Source organism: Niveispirillum lacus (genome assembly GCF_002251795.1).
GTDB lineage: Bacteria > Pseudomonadota > Alphaproteobacteria > Azospirillales > Azospirillaceae > Niveispirillum > Niveispirillum lacus.
The window spans coordinates 60,421-79,338 of sequence record NZ_NOXU01000027.1 but is presented as its reverse complement, the minus strand read 5'-3'; the positions used below and the strand labels follow the sequence as shown (position 1 = coordinate 79,338).

Genomic DNA, 18,918 nt, shown 5'->3' with positions numbered 1-18,918 from the left:
TCGCCGGTGCCGCCTGTGCGGCCCGGCCTGACGCGACCGTCGTCGTTTGAGCGGTTTCCGGTTACCGGAAACCGCTCTCAACGGTGATCAATCGAACGGGTGTACCCATGGCAACGACCCTGACCCTGGAACAGCGCATCGCCCGGCTGGAGGCCCGTGCCGAGATCAATGATCTGGTGGCCCGCTATGGTTTGACGGTTGATGACCGTGACCTGGAGGGGCTGGCCAATCTTTTCACCGAAGATGGTGCTTTCCGGTCCAAGGACGGGGTGTTGGATGCGCGCGGGCGGGCGGCCGTGATCGAGCAATATCGCGGTCGCTTTGCAGCGCTGGGGCCTTGCAATCATTTCACCCATGACAAGATCGTCCAGTTTGACGATGCCGACCCGGACCGGGCCACGGGTATCGTCACCTCGCATGCCGAGGTCTGGCGCAATGGCCAGGCGATGCTGACGGCGTTGCGGTATCTGGATGAATATCGGCGGGGGGCCGATGGCACCTGGCGCTTCGCTGACCGCTTGCTGACCTTTTTCTATTATCTCCCGGTGCGCGAATATGCCGAGGCGTTGGGCGATCCGCTGCGCCAGCGCGCCTATGGTGACCGGCGGCCGGCCGATTTCCCCGAGGCGCTACCAAGCTGGCGGCTTTATCACGCCCAAGATCACGCTCCCGACCACGCCCAGGATGGGAAAGCCGATCAATGAGCAATCGCCCGATATCCGGCATCGATACACCCGCATCCAAGACCGAGCTTCGGCCGGTCCCCCGCGATGGGCTTTATGCCTGGTACGTCACGATCCTGCTGACCATCGCCTATGCCGTGGCTTTTGTGGATCGGCAGATCCTTAATCTGCTGGTGGAGCCGATCAAAGGGCAGTTCAGCCTGTCGGATACGGAGATCAGCCTGTTACAGGGCCTCTCCTTTACCGTTGCCTATGTCGTGATGGGGCCGGTGTTTGGGCGGTGGACGGATATCGGCAATCGCCGGACCATTATCTGGACCGGCGTGACCATCTGGTCGGTGTTCACCATCTTTTGCGGCCTGTCCCAGACCTATTGGCAGTTGTTCGGTGCGCGGATGGGTGTGGGGGGGGCGGAGGCCTGCCTGATGCCGGCGGCCTGGTCACTGCTGTCCGATTATTTCAGCAAGGAAAAACTGCCGCGCGCCATGAGCATCTTTCTCATGGGCCCCTATCTGGGAGGCGGCTTGGCGTTGATCTTCGGTGGACTGGTCATCCAACAGTTGGGTCATGTCGGACCGGTGGATGCGGGGCCCTTCGGGCTGCTGGCGCCCTGGCATCTGGCCTTCATCGTTGTCGGTGCGCCCGGTCTGCTGCTTGCGGCCGTCATGCTGACGGTGCGGGAGCCGCCGCGGGCCAAGGGAACAGGCAGGGCGGAGCAGGAACGGTTCACCTTGGGCCAGATCTGGCAGTTCCTGTCCGAAAAGCGGGCGTTTTACGGCGCATTTTATGGCGGCATGTCGCTGCATGTCATCGCCCTTTACGCCTTTCCGGCCTGGATACCCAGCTTCCTGATCCGGCAGCATGGCGTGTCCATGGCCTCGGTAGGGCTGGAATATGGGGCGTCGGTGCTGATCGCCGGGTCGTTGGGTGTGTGGTGCGGGCCCTATGTCGCCAAGGCTTTGGCTGCCCGCGGCTATCGTGATGCTGCATTCCGCACCCCGGCTCTTACCACACTGGGCGTGGTGCCGTTTGCGGTGATGCTGCCCTTCTGCCCGACTTATGAACTGGCCCTCGCGGCGGCGGTGGGGGTGACCTTCTTTTACACGTTGCCCATGGCCATGGCAGCCTCATCCATCCAGATGGTGACACCCAATCGCATGCGCGGGGTGGTTTCGTCGCTCTATGTATTTACCGTTTCCATTGTTGGGCTGGGCCTGGCTCCCACCTTCATCGCCCTGATTACCGACCGCTTGTTTGGTGATCCGGGTATGGTGGGGTGGTCACTGGCCCTGGTCTGTTCGGTGTCCAGCATCGGGGCGTCGATCCTGATGCTGCGCGGTCTCGGCGCCTTCCGGGCGGCCCTGGCAGAGCGGGAGAGTGAGGCGTGAAAGTTCTGGTTTTTGGTGCCACGGGTGACCAGGGGCAAGCGCAGTTGCGCCGCCTGGTCGCCGCCGGCCACACGCCCGTTGCCGTCGCCCGCGATCCTGCAAAAATAGCCATCGCCGGGGTGGTCAGTGTGGTCGCCGATTACCGTGATCCCGATAGCCTCGTCCGCGCCCTGGATGGGATCGACGCGCTGTTCATCACCATGCCGTCCACCTCGTTCCAGGCTGCGGAACCGCTGATCCGGGCGGTGGAGGCCATTGGCATGGCGGCGCAGCGGCAGGGGCTGCGTATGACGGTCTTTAACAGTTCCATGATCATCAAGGAGGGCAAGCGCGGCTTCGCCGCCCATGATGCCCGCTGGGAGATGCGGGAAAGACTGCGCGACAGTGGAACGCCCATCGTGTCGATCCAGCCGGTGATCTATCTGGACAATCTGCTGCGTGCCTGGGCGCGTAAACATATCCTGGAGGAAGGGCGTCTTTTCTATCCGCATCATCCCGAATTGGATGTCTGTTGGATCTGCCAGGATGATGTATCGGATCTGATGATTGCCGCCCTGGACCGGCCTCATCTCTCGGGCCGTGCGTATAATGTTGGTGGTGCAGAAGCCATCCGGGGGCCTGACCTGGCCCGTCGGCTGGGTGCCGTGCTGGGCCGTTCGCTGCGGTTCGACCCACGCCCAATCCCGGATTTCTGCGCGGCCATGGCCGGCGTGTTCAAGGATGTGACGACGCTTGACCATGACCGTCTGACCAGTGAGTTGCGCCGGATTTATGAATGGTACAATTTTGGGGAGGAGAAACCCTTCTATGTCGATATGGCCCCGGTCCTGGCCGATCTGCCTGTGACGTTGACAGGACTGGAGGATTGGGCGGCGCGGCAGGACTGGCGTCCTTGATCAATGCTCTCCGGGCCCGATGCGGTGATGCACTGGAAACAGTCGCATCGCTTGATGGTTTGTGGGGCAGGCTGGTTTGGGTGTGGGCGCCCTGAGCCGTCCGGCCCCCCGGTCATCCACTGGCTTATGCGCTGATATCTGTGATTGTTTATGGACGTGTCCCGACGGGGAACAGTTCCATGCCAAAACCCATTGGATTTTATATTCTTCTGGATACACGCTCGTCGGTGGTCGGCAGCCCCGGCTTGACTTACACAGGCTGGTGAGGAGGTTTCCTCGGTATCCAAGCCCGTTCAGGGGGTTGGCACCCATTCCTGCCCCTTGACAAGGCCGGCCCGTATGTTCCAGGCGACCATTCCCGTCTCTGTTCATGGTGGCTGCGATACAGTGTCGGGACGGCGATCGCCGGTGCCGTTTCCCCAGCGTTACATGCCGTCGGGCGCCGTTTATCGGCGTCCCGGTGGTGTAGGGATGACGGTTGAACGGTCCGGGGCCTCAGCTCCCAAAATGTCGCTTCAACACCGCTTCTGCGGGCTTACCCTGCACGGTGAAGTCGGTGTCCTGCGGGCCACCGGCATCGGGATCGCTGAACCAGCGCCACAGCAGGACATCGTGCAACCCGTGACGGCTCAGGGCCGTCAGCCAATGGTCCAGGACCCGGGCCTGCAAATCACCATCGGGAAGCGCCGCGCGCTCTTCGGGGCTTTCCCAGGGTTTCAACTGACCGCCCACCGCACTGCGCAGGCCGAGTTCGCCCACCCACAGCGGCCCCTGTCTGGCCAGGGCAGCGGCCAGGGCCTCAATCCGTCCAGCCAAGCCAGCATCATCCTCGCCCAGCGGCGGGTAGAGGCTGATCGATGGGACATCCAGCAAGGTGCGGAAGGGCAGGCGATCCAGTTCGCCATCCCAATGTGCGACATAGGTCAGGATCCCCCGGAACCGGTTGCGCACCTGTGTGATGATGCGGGTCCAGGCAGGATCGCCGCTGACGCCGCGCAGTTCCGTTCCCAATGCCAGGGCTTCTGCTCCCTCTTCCTGTGCCAGGATGGCGAGGTCGAGAAGCAGCGCTTGGTAGCGGGCCAACCATTCTGCCTGATCGGCGGCTTGCGTGAATTCGATCGCGCCGGCCCAGGTCTGTGGTACCCAGACATGGGGTTTGACCAGCACCTTCAGACCCAGGTTCCTGGCCTGACGAATCCCGGCGCGCAGTTGATCTGCGCTGACGGCGTCACCCAGCACAATGCGGGGGTCAGCGGGCGCCGGCTGCCACAGGAACGGGATCAGGGCGACAGCATTGCCGCCTTGATTGCGCAGATGGCGCAGGGAATGCCCGCAGGCGGCGGACCCCAGCGGCGCATCCGGCGTTGCGATCAGGTTCACACCCCGCCAGGGCGACGCGCCAGCACCCGTGCAACCCGCTGGCAGCAGGCCCAGCCCTGCCAGACCCGCCGCCAGTTTCAGAATGCCGCGCCGCGAGGCATATCGTTCCCGCTGCAATCCGCCACCCTCCGCCCTTCAACCGCCGGCTGCCATCGGGAACCGGCCACGGCCCCCTGTCAATGGTAAGCCCCATGCGCCACGCCCTGATCGCCGCCTTCTTCACCACCTTGTACACGGGAACCGCCTTGGTCGCCCCGGTCATGGCCGCCGATCCCGCAGACCCGGCGATCCGCACTGTGACGCTGCGCGACCTGGGCTATCCGAACGGGGTTACCTTGTCGGGCATCTCTGCCCGGCAGGATGTCTTTTTCCCGCTGCCAGCCTGGGTCCCGACCGACAATCTTCAGTTGGAGATGAATCTGGATACGGTCCTGGCCGAAGGGCAGCGGGCGTCAGTGCAATTGCTGTTGGATGACCAACCGCGCTGGACGGGCGCCTTGAAGGCGGGGGCCCATGCGCAATCGGTCGCTACCAGCTTAAAGCGGGTTGACACGCGGCAGGCCTTTACCAAGGCCACCATCGCCTGGGGCGCGCAATGGACCGATAATCGCTGCGTCGATCAACGGCTGCCTGGCGGCTTTGTCACCCTGTCGCCCGACAGCGCCGTAACCTACAGGATTGATCCCGCCAGGATCGACAGCGTGCGCGCCGCCTGGTCGGCGCTGGGACCGCGCGTCAGCATCTTCGTGTCAGCAGAAGGGTTGAGCGCGACGCAGTTCCAGGCTGTGATCCGATTGGCCGCGACGTTGATCCGTGAGGGGCGCCGCGTCCAGATCATCCGCATCCCGTCTGCGGCGACCCCGGCAGCGGATGCCACCGCCGCTCAGGTTGGCCTTCCGCCGCCGCCGCCCCTGCCGACCTTGGCAGAGATGGATACCGGCAGCGTCTTCGTCGCCTCCCGGGCGGAGATCAACGATTTTATCAGTGTGATGCAGGCCAAGGCCGGCCCTGAAAGGAAGTATGAACTGGACACCTCCGGCGGTGCTGATATCGGGCTGCTGAAGGGTATGGGTGCCCCCTCCATCGCACTTCTGGACGGGATTGACGGAGAGAAGGTTCGTTTCCTGACCGATGGCTGGTCCGCCCTGTCCGATATGACGGCCAATGCCATCACCATCGCCAAACCACCGCCGGCCAGCCTGATTGGTGCTGACGGCATCCCCTTCGCGGCCCTGGGCTTGGGCCAGGGCGTACAGGAACTGGTTGACCGTGCAGAGTGGCCGCTGCGCCTGGATTACACGCAGGTGCCGCATGGTCAGCGCCCGGCGGCACTGGAGATTGAGCTGGCGCCCGGCAGCACCATGGGCGACCGGCCGCAGTTGCTGCATGTCTTCGTCAATAACACATTGCTGCGCAGCGTTTCCCTGACCGATGGCGGCAAGGTGCAGCGGATGTCGGTGCCGTTGCCCGATGGTCTGCTGGGCCGGTCCAACGCCATCCGCATCGTGTTGCAGCGTCAGCCGTCCGGTGGCGATTGCCGTGAGGCGCCGTTGGCCAGCCCGGCTCAGATCCTGCCAGGCAGCCGCGTGACCCTGGCACCCGACAACACGAAGCCTGGCGATTTCTATGCCCTGTCACCCGCCATGGCCAAGGGGGCGACCCTTGTTGTTACTGCGGACCAGTTGAGGGATCTGAATGCCATCAACCTTGCAGCCCGTATCGTTGCCGACCTTGTGCCTGTTCAGGCGCCACTGTCGGTGATTATCGGCGATGGCAAGGCCGTGCCCATCACACCCTTCATTCAATTGCCGGGCGCCAGCCTGCCGGGCAAGGCCGACCTGCCCGTGCGCCTGGATCGTGGGGCCGTGTCGGTGCAGGACCGGTCAGGGCAGGTCCTGCTGGATATCACGGGTAGTAGCGGGCTGGTCACGGCCCAGCTTACCAATCTGGATGACACCCCCGGCCTTTCGCTGACCACCCATGACGGTCGGGTGCCGCCGGGCATACCACGTCTGTCGTTTGACAGGGGTAATGTCGCTTTTGCCGACGCGACGGGCATGTTGATGGCCTTTGACACGGTGCGCGACCGCGCGGTGCGGGTGGTGGTGGCTGATGATGCCGGCTGGGCCGATTGGCTGGACCGGTTCCGCATCGTGCTGGTGCTGGGTGCCTGGGGTCTGTTGACCCTGGTCGGTGTCGGGGCCTTGCGCCGCTGGTATCGAAACCGCCCGCCGAAGACGTGATCCGGCATGGTCCCTCTTCCCCCGCCTGCCGCTCCAACCAGTAGCGATACGGTCCCGCCCATTGGCGAGCTTCTGCTGGCCAAGGGCTTGATGACGGTCGCGCAGGTGGAGCGTGCGCTGGAACTGCAACGGCAGTGGAAAGTGCCGTTCGGTGACGTTGTGATCTCCCAGGGTATGGTCAAGGCCCGGGACTTCTACCGCACACTGGCCGACCGCTTCCGTCTGCCCTTCATCGACATGATGGCGCAGCCACCGCAAGAAGGGCTCGCGGACAAAACCCAGATGGAGGATTACAGCCGTCTGTTGCTGTTGCCCTGGAAGAAGGAAGGCGATGTCGTCACGGTCGCGACAGCCGATCCGGGGCCCAAGGCCATGCTGTTCGCCCGCCAGACCTACGGACCCAGGACCCGGATGGTCGTGACGTCGAAGTTCGACATTGTCTGGACCTTACAACGACTGTTCGAGGAGGAGTTTAACCATCTGGCGGTGCATGCCCTGGCCGACATGGACCCTAGCAGTTCCGCCCGCACGGTCGTGACGCCGGGCCAGATGCTGTTTCTGTACGCCTTGCTCTCGGTGTTCTTGCTGGGTCTGGCCTTTGCTCCCATTGGCACCCTGATCGTGACCAATGTCATCATGGCCTTGTTCTATCTTGGTAATTTCTTCCTGAAGACCATCCTGGTCTGGTTCGGGGCTGATGCCAAACAGGTAGATCGCAAGGTGACCGACGCCGAGGTCGCGGCCCTCAATGATGATGATCTGCCGACCTTTACCGTTCTGGTCCCCATGTACAAGGAGCCGGAGGTATTGCCCATCCTGGCGGCAGCGCTGCGCCGGTTGGACTATCCCATCGCCAAGCTGGATATCAAGCTGGTGCTGGAAGCGGGTGACCATGAGACGATCAACGCGGCCAAGTCGCTGGGCCTGGAAGGCATATTTGAGATCATCCGGGTGCCCGCTTCCAAACCGCAGACCAAGCCCAAGGCCTGCAATTATGCCCTGCGCTTTGCCCGTGGCGAGTATCTGGTGATCTTCGACGCAGAGGACCAACCGGAGCCGGACCAACTGAAAAAGGTGGTTGTGGCTTTCCGCAAGGCCTCGCCCAATACCGCCTGCATCCAGTGTCGCCTGAACTATTTCAATGCCAATGAAAATTGGCTGACGCGGATGTTCACACTGGATTATTCGCTATGGTTTGATTTCATGTTGGGCGGGCTGGAACGGTTGAATATTCCGATCCCGCTGGGCGGTACGTCGAACCATTTCCGGATGGATGTGCTGACCAAACTTCACGCCTGGGATCCGTTCAACGTGACGGAGGATGCCGATCTGGGCGTGCGGCTGACACAGAAAGGCTATCGCGTCGGGGTCGTGAATTCGACCACGTTCGAGGAAGCCAATGTCTCCATTCCCAATTGGGTGCGTCAGCGTTCGCGCTGGATCAAGGGCTATATGCAGACCTATCTGGTGCATATGCGGGACCCGATCCACCTCTATAAATCGGTGGGCGCGGGCGGCTTCTGGGGGTTCCAGTTCTTTATCGGTGGCACCATGCTGTCGGGCTTGCTGAACCCGATCTTCTGGGGCTTCTACCTGCTGTGGCTGCTGTTGGGTGGGACCTGGCTGGACCCGCTGTTCCCGACGGCCTTGTTATACCTGTCACTGTTTAACCTTCTGGCCGGCAATGGGTTGTTTACCTACATCTCGATCATCGCGCCGGTGAAACGCGGCTGGACCAATCTGGCGCCCTGGGGCCTGACGGTCATTGGTTACTGGGCGCTGATGTCGGTAGCGGCCTACAAGGCGCTGTGGCAACTGGTGAAGAATCCATTCTACTGGGAAAAGACTCAGCACGGCCTGTCACAGACCACCAAGCAGGAAGTGGCCAAGGCGTTGGCCAGCATGGGGCAATCATCATGACCATGGCCGCCGCCAGCCACGGCAATTTCGTACCAGTTCACATGGATAAACGGGGTGGGCGGTCGGTCCCGCGCTGGCTTTTCCCCGTCGCCCTGGCGCTGCTGCTACCGTTCATCGGGTTTGTCGCGTCCTGGCCGATGCAGGGTGGGTGGCTGGACTCCGCGATGGCCGATCGCTGGACCCGGGCCCTGCTGGCCACTGCTGATGTCGGGGCCTTCCGGGACCTGACGGGTACAGCCTATCCCGTCCTGCCCCTGGCCTTTGACATGATCATCGCCCTGATCCCCGGCTTGGGCGGCATGCCGCCGCCCTTGCTGGTCAATGTGTTGATGCTCGCGATCGCAGCGGCCTTTTGGGTGCGTCTGCTGGTGGCCGGTGGGTATCGGTTTTTACCTTCCCTGGTGACGGCGGCGCTGCTGTCCAGTGCTCCCGCCCTGGCGCCGACCGTTGCCGCCGGTGGTTCAGCACCGCTCGGTGTCCTGGCCTTCACCGTCGCCGTCAGTGCCGCCCAACGGCTGGCCCGGCGGGGGGAGGTCAATGACATGATCGCGCTGGGTGTTTCCCTGGCCTTTCTGGCATTGGCCGATGCGGCCGGAGCCTATCTGGTGCTGGCGTCGGTGCCCTTCATCGCCCTGCTGCTGCCCGCCCGTATGGTGGCGACATCGGCCTCGGGAAGCCTGCTGGTGGTGATGTTTCCATTGATCTTTGCCGCCATCGCCTTGTTCTATGCAAACTGGGTGTTTGGTGGCTCGCCGCTGGCTTTTGCTGCTGGCGTTGATGCCGCCATTCACGGTTCGGCTGCACAGATCGGCGACAGTCCCTGGTTGCTGGGACCGGGCGGCAGCATCGGCACGGCGCTGGTCTTCGGTGTGCTGCTGATCCTGGCCAATGCGCCATTGCTGGCCATGGGGCTGTGGTTTGGGGATCGGGGGGCGCGGCGGGTCCTTCTGCTGCTGACTGGGATGATCCTGACGGCGCTGGTCCTCAGTTCTGCCACCTGGTTCCTTGGGGATCCAGGGCGGTTGCTGGCCTACCTGGCGCCGGTCTGTGTCCTGGCGGCAGCGGTGGCGGGGCGCCACCAGCGACGCGGGGGTCTGCTGATGCTGTTGGTCTTACTGGGGCTGGTGGCTGGCTGGTGGGCGCAGGATCAGACCGGCGATGCCCATGCATCGGCTTGGCGGCTGGCGCTACTGGGGCAGGGGCCGGTCGAGGGTTCCACCAAAGGTGACCTGGCCCTGGGACATTTCCTGCGCGACCTGAATGACGTGGCCATCGACGGCTTGACCGCGGGGGCGGTGCTGCCGGGCCGGGGGCGGGCGGCGGGACTGGTTCTGCCCAGCAATGACCGATTAAAAGCCGATCTGATCGTCGGGCAGTTGCGCACCGCCTATGTGGCGTTGCGGGCGCCTGCCAGGCCGGCAGGTGCCCGTGACCGGATCGCACAGGCCCTGCCCGATCTGTGGCAGGATGCAGGAAGGGGGGCCGTGCTGGTCTATGACAGGGATGACTGGCGTGTCTGGCGGTTGCCGGCCGGCGAAAGGAACGGGGGGGAATGACATGATCCTTATCGTCGAGGATATAGAGGAGGTCCGGGAACTGCTGGCAGCACAACTGAATGCCTGCGGGTATGGTCCGTTCATCATGGCTGCCAGCGCCGAGGAGGCGCTGGCCACTCTGGATGTCGGGCGGATCGAGGGTGAGCAATGCCCGGTCGATATCGTGCTGATGGATATCATGCTGCCAGAAATGGACGGAATCACCGCCACCTGCCTGATCAAGGATAATCCCCGGCTGGCCGATGTTCCCGTGATCATGGTGTCGTCGTTGGAGGATGAGGAGACGCTGAACCAAGCCTTCATTGCCGGCGCGTTTGACTTTGTGGTCAAGCCGGCCTCTGTGATGGCGCTGCGCGCGCGGGTGCAATCGGCCCTGCGCTGGCGGACGGAGGCCCGCCGGCGTCGGGCGCGGGAAGGTGAGCTGGCCGAACTGGCAGCAGATCGTCGACAATTGTCGCTATCGGATGCTGGTTTCGTTGCGGGGCTGGGGTGGCCCGGACCGGCTCAGACGCTTCAGCTTCTGTCCGAACGCGCACAGCGGCGCCATCACGGTGCCGTGCTGATGGCTGCTATTGATGATTTCGGTCGCCTGGAAGAGGTGGATGGCGCTGACCCGGCAGCCGCGCTAACCCGGCGGGTCATGGAACTGGCCGCTGGTTTGCCGGGGCGGATCGGGGATGTGCTGACCATGGCCGGCGATGGCCGGCTGGCCATCCTGTTCCAAAATGCGGATCCCGGACTGGCCCGCGACACTGCCGAACGGCTGGTCGAACTGGTTGGGCGTGCCCGCATCCCGCATCCGCGGTCCAATGCCGGCCCCCATGTCACCCTGTCTGCCGGATATGGCGTCGGGCTGGAGGCTGCGGCTATTGCCCGGCGGGGACTGGACCATGCCCGTGCCCATGGCGGTGGTCGGATTGTGGATGGCGCCATGGTGCCGTCCGAGGAAGGCTGAAGCATGTCCTGTCTTAAGTCTGTTGTCTTTCTGGCCATTGGCCTGCTGTTGCCCGCCGCCCCTGCTATGGCCGGGGCCTGGCCGCAGGCTGCCGGGACCATGGAGGTCATTGCCGGCGCCACCTTTTCACAATCGGACAGCGGCTTTGATGGCCGCGTCGGCGGCCCCGACCCCAAGTTCCGCAAGCTGGAGGTGTCACCGCTGATTTCCTGGGGGGTCGACGGTACGACCACCCTCAGTGTCCAGCCTTCATGGCAGTCGCTGAAAGCCGACGATGCGGACGGCGGCAGCGATAAGGCGGCCGGTCTGGCCGATGCCGAATTTGCCTTGCGCCGGACCGTTTGGCAGGCCGGGGCGGAGATTGTGGCGCTGCAACCCCTGATCCGCGTGCCGCTGGGCTACGATCGCGGTGCCCAGCCACCGCTGGGGTCAGGCAAGGTGGATGCGGAAATGCGTGCGCTTTACGGGTACGGGTTCGACAGCGGGTTCTTCGACGGGCAACTGGCCTACCGCACGCGCGGCGGCCCGGCTGCGGATGAGCTTCGTTTGGACCTGACATGGGGTTGGCGGCCGGATGTCGACTGGCTGCTGCTGGCTCAGAGTTTTAATGCTGTCAGTACCGGGACGCCGGGCCCAGGCTATGGCGATGTGCGCCGATACAAGGTTCAATTGTCAGCCGTGCGGCGACTGTCCAACGATGTAGGGCTTCAGGTTGGGCTGTCCAAAGCCATCGGCGGCCGCAATGCCGGCGGCGAGCGCATGGCCCTGTTGGCACTTTGGTGGCAGTTCGGCCGTTAGCAAGTCGGCTCGCATGAATGATGAGCGTCAGCCTGTATCCTGTCGGGCGTGACCAACGGTACGGTCCTGGCGCGGCTGGTGCTGTTCTATGGGAACCTGACCGCTCAACCGGCGGAGCCTGTGCTGAAGCAGGAGGTTGGAATGCCCTTGTTCGGTAGTGGCGACGGCTGGTCAGCGCGGATGTCGAGCGCCGTGCTTGCCCGTAGCGCCCTTACACCGCCAAACGTCGGGGCAAGAACCGCGTCGCTTTCCATAGGGAGGCGGGTTATACCACAAGGCAGGACAGTTGAACCGTGTCCGTGCCCGTATCCAGAGCGGATGCCTTTTGCAGTGGTACCGCGTGCTTATACGGCAACGGATATTGGCGCCTGTCGTTGGAAAGCGTATGTAGCGGGAAAGGGGCGTTCGCATCCGCTTCCTGCTGATGGCAACAGAATAAGAGGTAGGGACGATGTCCCAGTCGAAGACGCCGTTGTTGGACCAGGTGAGAGTACCCGCCGATCTGCGGCGGTTGCAGCCCACACAGCTGCGCCAACTGGCCGATGAACTGCGTCAGGAAACCATCGATGCCGTATCCGTTACGGGCGGCCATCTGGGTGCCGGCCTGGGCGTGGTGGAACTGACCGTCGCCCTGCATTACTGCTTCGATACGCCAGGTGACCGGCTGATCTGGGATGTCGGCCATCAGGCCTATCCGCACAAGATCCTGACCGGGCGGCGCGACCGGATTCGCACCCTTCGTATGGGGGGCGGTCTGTCCGGTTTTACCAAGCGGTCTGAGAGCGAGTACGACCCTTTCGGCACAGCCCACAGTTCCACCTCCATCTCGGCTGGACTGGGCATGGCCATGGCCCGCGATCTCGCAGGCAAGACCAACAATGTCGTTGCGGTGATTGGGGATGGTGCCCTGTCGGCCGGCATGGCGTATGAGGCCATGAACAATGCCGGCGCGCTGCAATCGCGCCTGGTCGTCATTCTGAACGACAATGATATGTCCATCGCCCCGCCGGTGGGTGCGCTCTCCGGATACCTGTCGCGGTTGATCTCATCCAAATCCTATCGCGGATTCCGTGACTTCTCCAAGCAGGTGGCCGAACATCTGCCGCGCCCGCTGCTGAATGCGGCGCGCCGGGCAGAGGAATATGCCCGCGGCATGGTCACCGGCGGTACGCTGTTCGAGGAGTTGGGCTTCTATTACGTCGGTCCCATCGACGGGCATAATCTGGACCATCTGCTGCCCGTGCTGGAAAATGTCCGCGACGATCCGCAGGGTGGCCCCGTGCTGGTTCATGTGGTCACGCAGAAGGGCAAGGGCTATGCGCCGGCTGAAGCGTCGGCCGACAAGCTGCATGCGGTGGGCAAATTCGACGTGATTACCGGCACCCAGGCCAAGCCCAAGGCCAATGCCCCCAGCTACACCCGCGTCTTTGCCGACAGCCTGATCCGCGAGGCCGAGAAGGACGAGAAGATCGTCGCCATCACGGCGGCCATGCCGTCGGGCACGGGTCTGGACCTGTTCGCGTCCAAGTTCCCCAAGCGCAGCTTCGATGTCGCCATTGCCGAACAGCATGCCGTGACCTTTGCTGCCGGTATGGCGACGGAAGGGTTCAAGCCGTTCTGCGCCATTTATTCCACCTTCCTGCAACGCGGCTATGACCAGTTGGTCCATGACGTGGCCTTGCAGAACCTGCCTGTGCGGTTTGCCATTGACCGGGCCGGTCTGGTGGGGGCGGACGGGGCGACCCATGCCGGCGCGTTTGATGTCGCCTATCTGACCTGCCTGCCCAACATGGTGGTCATGGCCGCGGCGGATGAGGGGGAGCTCGTGCATATGGTGGCCACCTGTGCCGCCTATGATGCCGGCCCCATCGCCGTGCGCTATCCACGCGGGGAAGGGGTGGGTGTGGAAATGCCGGAACAGGGCATTCCCTTGCCCATCGGCAAGGGCCGTATCATGTGCGAAGGGTCAAAGGTCGCTATCCTGTCGCTGGGCACCCGTCTGGCGGAGGCGTCAAAGGCGGCAGAGGATCTGGCGGCCTTGGGCCTGTCCACCACCGTCGCCGACGCCCGCTTCGCCAAGCCCATCGACATGGACCTGGTCGAACGGCTGGTCCGTAGCCACGAAGTGCTGATCACCATTGAGGAAGGCAGCATCGGCGGCTTCGGCAGCCATGTCCTGCACCATCTGGCGACCAGCGGCCTGCTGGAACTGGGCTGCAAGGTCCGGCCCATGGTCCTGCCCGATACCTACCAGGACCATGACAGCCCGGTGAAGCAGTATGAGGAAGCCGGCCTGCAGGCCCGCGACATCGTCAACACGGCGCTGAAGGCGCTGGGCGTGGAGGGGAAGGCGGCGGTGGGGGCGTAACAGGTAACCTGCAAATGCGAGAGTTGAGGTCCTCTCTGCCCACTCGGCGGTCTCGCGGTCGAGGTTCGTCACAGGTGACGCGGTTCTCCATCTTGGTTTCGTCCTGTGGGACGCATTCTTGTTGACGAGGCCGTTTCTATCGGGCATAAAAATCAAAATGCCACTTTGGGCTATCTTTTTTTATTTGTTGGTGTACCAAAAATGAAGCACCATGCCCCTTCTGGTAGAGGAGGCATGTTATGGTTCCGTTAAAGTGCCTGCCTGCGCGCTTCTACACGTTGGCTGCTGGCACAGAGCCGGTGCGCGAGTGGCTGCGTGAACTGGGCAAGCCTGATAGCGAACTGATCGGTGACGATATCAGGACAGTTGAATTCGGCTGGCCGATTGGCATGCCGACATGTCGTCCCATGGGGGATGGCTTGTTTGAAGTTCGCACGCATCTCCGGAACCGTATCGCACGGGTTCTGTTCTGTGTGCATGACGGGCGTATGGTCCTGCTCCACGGGTTCATCAAGAAAACCCAGGAGACGCCCAAGGCCGATCTTGATCTGGCCAGGGACCGGATGAGGACACTCTGACGCGCGGGTTCCAATGCCCCGCGTTGGAAGGCGAGGGGTAGAGTTATGGAAGAGAAACATCCGCATATCGGGTCGTCCTTCGACGACTTTCTGGCCGAAGAAGGCATGCTGGAGCGCGTGAATGCCCGAGCCCTGAAGCGGGTCATCGCCTGGCAATTGTCGCAGGCGATGGAAGCCAAAGAGTTGACCAAGACGGAAATGGCCGAGCGCATGGGCACCAGCCGGACGTCGCTGGACCGTCTGCTCGACTCTTCAAACGCTTCGGTGACGCTCCTGACCCTCGAACGCGCCGCGATTGCAGTTGGCAAGCGGTTGCGTATTGAGTTGGTGGACGGCTGAAGCTGTCACTTATTTCTGCGGTCTTGCATCAATATTCGGCTCTGACGTCGGCGCATTGGTGCTGCTGTCAAACTCGCCAACCCGCTCAATCCAATCCAGCGCAGATTGCTCGTCATCGGCGCTAAGGCTTGCTGTTTGCCGTGCCAGCCTTTCCAGCATCTGATCAGCAGCCTTTGTCATTCCGTCACCCCCAATCGGCGAAAATCTCGTCCACGCTTTGGCTGCCATCGGTGCCGGGCAGGTTGGTCCAGCTTTGGTCGCCGGGGCGGGTTTGCATCATATAGGCCCAGTGGGTCAGGTTATAGACGCCGTTGCCGCCCGTCATTTGCATCAGAAAGGCCCATTCGCCCTGATGCTTGACCATCTTGCCCTGCCCAACAATGAAATTGGCTACCGACACGCTGCCGCGAACGGGGTGCAGGCTGATGCCGCCGACAGGGGTGAAGGACAGGCAGACGGTGCCCTCCGGCGTGACCGACCCGACGATGCTCTGATACTCAAAATCATCACCATCGACACTGGCGGCACATTGGCCAACCAGATAGCCGTTGCTGTATTCGGTGAAGTACCAGAGCGTCTGGTCATTTACCTGGGTGATCTTCGGCTCTGTCACATTCACCTGCTGCATCGCAGGCAGATATTCGGTCGGCACGTACCAATAGGTGCCGACCAGCCAGGACAGATCATCCGCCGATCCCTGCGCCCCATCACCCTCTGCCCGGTCGCGCCATCCCATGATTTTCCTCTCCTTTAGATATAGGTGAAGAAAGTATCATGGGGTGTGTAGCCCATCAATATGATCGCGTCTGGATTGTGGTCTCGGGGGATCAATGTGCCTCGGCCCAGGACAGGCCCACGCCTGCCTCTGCCACCAGCGGGATGCCGATATCGACGGCATTTTCCATGACATAGCGGACCAGGGCGGATGTTGCCTCCACCTCTGCTTCCGGCACCTCGAACAACAGTTCGTCATGCACCTGTAGCAGCATGCGGGCCTTCAGGCCGGCATCGGCAAGCGCGGCGGGTAGCCGGATCATGGCGCGTTTGATGATGTCGGCTGCCGTGCCCTGGATGGGGGCGTTGATGGCCTGACGCTCGGCATAGGCCTTGCGCGCACCCTTTTCCTGAATACCCTGTATCCAGCATTTACGGCCCATCAACGTGCGGACAAAACCATCGCGCGCCGCCTCTGCCTTGGTCTTTTCCATATAGGCCTGAAGCTCGGGGAATCGCTCAAAATAGGCTTTGATGAAGGCCCCGGCCTCTCCGGCTGAAATACCAAGCTGACGCGACAGGCCGAAGCTGGAGATGCCATAGATGATGCCGAAATTGATCGCCTTGGCCCGGCGGCGAATCTCCGAGGTCATTTGGTCCAGCGGCACGTTGAACACCTGACTGGCGGTCATGGCGTGGATGTCGATGCCGTCGCGGAAGGCCTGCTGCAAGGCCGGGATCTTCGCCATCTCTGCCACGATGCGCAGTTCGATCTGGCTGTAATCCACCGACATGATGCGGTTGCCGGGGGCAGCGACAAAGGCGCGACGGATTTTGCGCCCTTCCTCCGTGCGGATCGGGATGTTCTGCAGGTTCGGGTCGGTCGATGACAGACGGCCCGTTGAGGTGGCGGCCAGGGCGAAGCTGGTATGGACGCGGCCCGTTTCCGGATTGATCTGGTCGCCCAACGTGTCCGTGTAGGTGGATTTCAGCTTGGCGAATTGCCGCCAGTCCATGACTTTCTGACAGATGGGGATGCCCAGATCGGCCAGTTCCTCCAGCACCGAACTGTCGGTGGACCAGGCGCCCGTCTTGGCGGATTTCTTGCCGCCCGACAGCTTCATCTCATCAAACAGAATCTCGCCCAGTTGCTTGGGGCTGCCGACATTGAAGTCGCGGCCTGCCAGCTTGTGGATCTCGGCTTCCAGCTCCACCAGACGCTTCGCGAAATCGTTGGACAGTTCCTTCAGAACCTGGCGGTCGACCAGCACACCCGCCATCTCCATCTGCGCCACAACGGGCACCAGGGGACGCTCAATGGTCTCATAGACCGTCACCATCCGGTCGGCCAGCACGTCATGGCGCAGCACATGCCACAGGCGCAGCGTGATATCCGCATCTTCCGCTGCATAGGCGGTCGCCTTGTCCAACGGCACGCGATCAAAGGTGATGCGGTTCTTGCCCGTCCCCGTCACTTCATCAAAAGAGATGGTGGTGACACCCAGATGGCGCTGCGCCAGCTCATCCATGCCATGCCCATGGCGGCCCCCGCCAATGACATAGGATCGAAGCATGGTGTCGTCGATGGGGGCGACCGTAACGCCATGCTTGGCGAACATCTGCCAGTCGAACTTGATATTGTGCCCAACCTTCAGCACGCCCGGATGTTCCAGCAGCGGCTTGAGGATCTCCAGTGCGCGGGCCAGCGATACTTGGCGGGGTGGTGGTGCGCCATCACCGAAATCCAGGCCCCCTGCCGCTTCCTTAGGCGTCGACGGATCGATATGGGCCACAGGGATGTAACAGGCGCGGCCCGGACGGGTGGACAGCGAAATGCCCACCAAACGGGCCCGCATAGGCGTCAACCCATCGGTTTCGGTATCGACGGCGACGACACCGGCCTCCATCGCCTCTGCCACCCAGGCGGCCAGCGCCTCCTCGGTATCGACCAGCACATGCTCGACCTTGTCCGGCCGGGGGATGTGGGCATCGGCCCGTGCCGGTACCGGGACTGTGGGCGGGGCATAGGAGCGGCCATCCAATGCGGCGCGCAGGTCGCGGCGCTGCTGCTCCCCGCCACCGCCGGCGACGGCCTGGATAGCCGCCCCATCGGCCAGGGTACCGTCAGCGGCGATTTCCGCCTTTACCTTGGCAATGATTGACCGGAACCCCTGTACGCCCAGCCAGGAGAGCAGGCGGTTCACATCCGGCTCGCGTACCTTCAACTCTGTCACCGGGACCGGCACCGGCGCATTCTCTTCCAATTTCACCAGACGCTTGGAGATACGGGCCAGGTCGGCATTCTCGATCAGCTTCTGCCGGCGGCCGGCCTGCTTGATCTCGCCCGCCCGCTCCAGCAGCGCTTCCAGCGATCCATACTCGGTGATCAATTGGGCTGCTGTCTTGATCCCGATACCGGGAACACCGGGCACGTTATCAACACTGTCACCGGCCAGGGCCTGGACATCCACCACCTTGCCGGGGGGGACGCCGAACTTCTCAAACACCTCATCCGGGCCGATCATGCGGTTCTTCATCGGGTCCAGCAGGCGGATGCCATCATCCACAAGCTGCATCAGGTCCTTGTCAGACGACACGATGGTGACAGGGCGACCCAGGGCACGGGCCTGCCGGGCGTAGGTTGCGATCAGATCGTCTGCCTCAAACCCTTCCAGCTCAATGGAGGGCAGGTTGAAGGCTTCTACCGCTTCCCGGATGATCGCGAACTGCGGACGCAGGTCCTCTGGTGGTTCGGGGCGGTGGGCCTTATAGTCAGGGTAGAAATCATTACGGAAATTCAGGCGTTTGCTGTCGAAAATGACTGCCACTGCATCGGCCTTCAGTTCCGCCAGCAGCCGCATCAGCATGTTGGTGAAACCCATGACGGCATTCACCGGGGTCCCGTCAGGACGATTCAGCGGCGGCAGTGCGTGATAGGCCCGGAAGATAAAGCCCGACCCGTCCACCAGATACAGCGGAGCGCCGTCGGCCGGCGGAAGGGGGGGGCTGGTGGCGCTGTCGCTCGGCATGGGGCGGCCTGTCGTTCCGGCTGTGTTCCAGGGCTGGGAACATGGCGCAACGGGGCCGGGATGTCGAGAGC

General features: G+C 62.8%; 15 protein-coding genes. 11 read left to right on the top strand and 4 right to left on the bottom strand.

The window, feature by feature from the left end; translation table 11 throughout:
* The first annotated feature begins 107 nt into the window (after positions 1-107).
* The 3 genes from CHU95_RS09485 to CHU95_RS09475 are packed head-to-tail and all read left to right on the top strand — an operon-like array spanning position 108 to position 2,967.
* Entirely contained in the window at positions 108-704 is a 597-nt protein-coding gene (locus tag CHU95_RS09485; RefSeq protein WP_094456072.1) for a nuclear transport factor 2 family protein, read from the top strand.
* Complete coding sequence (locus tag CHU95_RS09480) at positions 701-2,071, top strand: spinster family MFS transporter (protein WP_094456070.1); 1,371 nt, start codon at positions 701-703, stop codon at positions 2,069-2,071. The genes CHU95_RS09485 and CHU95_RS09480 overlap by 4 nt, the downstream gene beginning before the upstream one ends.
* Positions 2,068-2,967 (top strand): SDR family oxidoreductase, encoded by a 900-nt coding sequence (locus CHU95_RS09475; protein ID WP_094456068.1) that lies wholly within the window; start codon positions 2,068-2,070, stop codon positions 2,965-2,967. The genes CHU95_RS09480 and CHU95_RS09475 overlap by 4 nt, the downstream gene beginning before the upstream one ends.
* A gap of 495 nt (positions 2,968-3,462) precedes the next feature.
* On the opposite strand, the gene CHU95_RS09470 is transcribed toward CHU95_RS09475, so the two are convergent.
* Entirely contained in the window at positions 3,463-4,464 is a 1,002-nt protein-coding gene (locus tag CHU95_RS09470) for a glycoside hydrolase family 113 (protein ID WP_094456066.1), read from the bottom strand.
* A 74-nt stretch (positions 4,465-4,538) separates the two neighbouring features.
* On the opposite strand from CHU95_RS09470, the gene CHU95_RS09465 reads away from it, so the two are divergent.
* From CHU95_RS09465 to CHU95_RS09435, 8 genes are all read left to right on the top strand, one after another.
* The gene (locus CHU95_RS09465) at positions 4,539-6,590 is read left to right on the top strand and encodes a cellulose biosynthesis cyclic di-GMP-binding regulatory protein BcsB (protein ID WP_094456064.1); all 2,052 of its coding nucleotides are present in this window, start codon (positions 4,539-4,541) and stop codon (positions 6,588-6,590) included.
* 6 nt (positions 6,591-6,596) lie between these two features.
* Positions 6,597-8,510 carry a glycosyltransferase family 2 protein gene (locus CHU95_RS09460; RefSeq protein ID WP_094456062.1) on the top strand — a complete coding sequence of 638 codons (1,914 nt, stop codon included), beginning with the start codon at positions 6,597-6,599 and terminating at the stop codon, positions 8,508-8,510.
* Entirely contained in the window at positions 8,507-10,066 is a 1,560-nt protein-coding gene (locus CHU95_RS22425; protein ID WP_165772108.1) for a hypothetical protein, read from the top strand. Before CHU95_RS09460 ends, CHU95_RS22425 begins: the two co-directional genes overlap by 4 nt.
* A 1-nt stretch (position 10,067) precedes the next feature.
* Positions 10,068-11,021 carry a response regulator gene (locus CHU95_RS09455; RefSeq protein ID WP_165772107.1) on the top strand — a complete coding sequence of 318 codons (954 nt, stop codon included), beginning with the start codon at positions 10,068-10,070 and terminating at the stop codon, positions 11,019-11,021.
* A 3-nt stretch (positions 11,022-11,024) separates the two neighbouring features.
* A complete protein-coding gene (locus CHU95_RS09450) occupies positions 11,025-11,819 on the top strand; it encodes a hypothetical protein (protein ID WP_094456058.1) in 795 nt (264 codons plus the stop codon).
* Positions 11,820-12,270: 451 nt separating this feature from the next.
* The gene (dxs, locus tag CHU95_RS09445; protein WP_094456056.1) at positions 12,271-14,187 is read left to right on the top strand and encodes a 1-deoxy-D-xylulose-5-phosphate synthase; all 1,917 of its coding nucleotides are present in this window, start codon (positions 12,271-12,273) and stop codon (positions 14,185-14,187) included.
* Between the two features lie 239 nt (positions 14,188-14,426).
* A complete protein-coding gene (locus CHU95_RS09440; RefSeq protein ID WP_094456054.1) occupies positions 14,427-14,765 on the top strand; it encodes a type II toxin-antitoxin system RelE/ParE family toxin in 339 nt (112 codons plus the stop codon).
* 45 nt (positions 14,766-14,810) lie between these two features.
* A complete protein-coding gene (locus CHU95_RS09435) occupies positions 14,811-15,104 on the top strand; it encodes a helix-turn-helix domain-containing protein (RefSeq protein ID WP_094456052.1) in 294 nt (97 codons plus the stop codon).
* A 9-nt stretch (positions 15,105-15,113) separates the two neighbouring features.
* Here CHU95_RS09435 and CHU95_RS22420 read toward each other — a convergent pair whose 3' ends face one another.
* The 3 genes from CHU95_RS22420 to polA form a co-directional block, all read right to left on the bottom strand.
* Positions 15,114-15,284, bottom strand: a complete 171-nt coding sequence (locus CHU95_RS22420) for a hypothetical protein (protein WP_165772106.1) — start codon at positions 15,282-15,284, stop codon at positions 15,114-15,116.
* A 4-nt stretch (positions 15,285-15,288) separates the two neighbouring features.
* Complete coding sequence (locus CHU95_RS09430) at positions 15,289-15,840, bottom strand: hypothetical protein (RefSeq protein WP_094456050.1); 552 nt, start codon at positions 15,838-15,840, stop codon at positions 15,289-15,291.
* 91 nt (positions 15,841-15,931) lie between these two features.
* Positions 15,932-18,847 carry a DNA polymerase I gene (gene polA, locus CHU95_RS09425; protein ID WP_094456048.1) on the bottom strand — a complete coding sequence of 972 codons (2,916 nt, stop codon included), beginning with the start codon at positions 18,845-18,847 and terminating at the stop codon, positions 15,932-15,934.
* Positions 18,848-18,918 lie beyond the last annotated feature (71 nt).

Bases quoted from the DNA above. Each gene is read 5' to 3' on its own strand.
- CHU95_RS09485 (WP_094456072.1), top strand. From the start codon at position 108: ATGGCAACGACCCTGACCCTGGAACAGCGCATCGCCCGGCTGGAGGCC.
- CHU95_RS09480 (WP_094456070.1), top strand. From the start codon at position 701: ATGAGCAATCGCCCGATATCCGGCATCGATACACCCGCATCCAAGACC.
- CHU95_RS09465 (WP_094456064.1), top strand. From the start codon at position 4,539: ATGCGCCACGCCCTGATCGCCGCCTTCTTCACCACCTTGTACACGGGA.
- CHU95_RS09460 (WP_094456062.1), top strand. From the start codon at position 6,597: ATGGTCCCTCTTCCCCCGCCTGCCGCTCCAACCAGTAGCGATACGGTC.
- CHU95_RS22425 (WP_165772108.1), top strand. From the start codon at position 8,507: ATGACCATGGCCGCCGCCAGCCACGGCAATTTCGTACCAGTTCACATG.
- CHU95_RS09455 (WP_165772107.1), top strand. From the start codon at position 10,068: ATGATCCTTATCGTCGAGGATATAGAGGAGGTCCGGGAACTGCTGGCA.
- CHU95_RS09450 (WP_094456058.1), top strand. From the start codon at position 11,025: ATGTCCTGTCTTAAGTCTGTTGTCTTTCTGGCCATTGGCCTGCTGTTG.
- dxs (WP_094456056.1), top strand. From the start codon at position 12,271: ATGTCCCAGTCGAAGACGCCGTTGTTGGACCAGGTGAGAGTACCCGCC.
- CHU95_RS09440 (WP_094456054.1), top strand. From the start codon at position 14,427: ATGGTTCCGTTAAAGTGCCTGCCTGCGCGCTTCTACACGTTGGCTGCT.
- CHU95_RS09435 (WP_094456052.1), top strand. From the start codon at position 14,811: ATGGAAGAGAAACATCCGCATATCGGGTCGTCCTTCGACGACTTTCTG.
- CHU95_RS22420 (WP_165772106.1), bottom strand. From the start codon at position 15,284: ATGACAAAGGCTGCTGATCAGATGCTGGAAAGGCTGGCACGGCAAACA.
- CHU95_RS09430 (WP_094456050.1), bottom strand. From the start codon at position 15,840: ATGGGATGGCGCGACCGGGCAGAGGGTGATGGGGCGCAGGGATCGGCG.
- polA (WP_094456048.1), bottom strand. From the start codon at position 18,847: ATGCCGAGCGACAGCGCCACCAGCCCCCCCCTTCCGCCGGCCGACGGC.